The following is a 533-nucleotide window of genomic DNA, read 5'->3' as shown; positions in this document are numbered from 1 at the left end:
CAGTTGGGTGATGGGCAAAATCATCATAGACTTCAATACCACGAACCGTTCCCAAAAGCTCCATGCGACGCTTCACACCACCGAAGTTAGATAAGGCTTCGCAAGCTTGCTCAAGGCTAACACCGACATGCTGAGCCGCTGCAATCGTTGCCAATGCATTCGCAACACTATGCTGTCCTGTCATATTCCACTGTACTTCACCAACCACGTTGCCCTGTTCTAATACTTTAAAGTGGCTACCATCGGCACTGATCAGTTCAGCAGATAAAGCCGCTTGATCATTTGGCTCAAGGCTAGTACGAACTACAGGCGTCCAACAACCCTGCTCCAGTACTTCATCAATATTAGTTTCAGTGATTGGCGCAATAATACAGCCTTCACTTGGAATGGTACGCACGAGGTGATGGAATTGTTTTTGAATTGCAGCAAGATCATCAAAAATGTCAGCGTGGTCAAATTCAAGGTTATTTAAAATCGCAGTTTTAGGATGATAGTGAACGAATTTAGAGCGTTTATCAAAGAACGCAGAATCA

The 533-nt window shown here is 44.5% G+C and carries 1 protein-coding gene; it reads right to left on the bottom strand.

Features of this window, described 5'->3' with window-relative positions; translation table 11 throughout:
- The coding region (locus tag B4237_RS08645; RefSeq protein ID WP_286942731.1) for a Mur ligase family protein at positions 1–533 on the bottom strand (533 nt) is incomplete at both ends.

It is taken from the genome of Acinetobacter sp. UBA6526 (assembly GCF_002434875.1).
In the GTDB taxonomy this organism is placed as follows: Bacteria; Pseudomonadota; Gammaproteobacteria; order Pseudomonadales; family Moraxellaceae; genus Acinetobacter; species Acinetobacter venetianus.
This window is presented reverse-complemented; position numbering and strand designations above follow the sequence as displayed.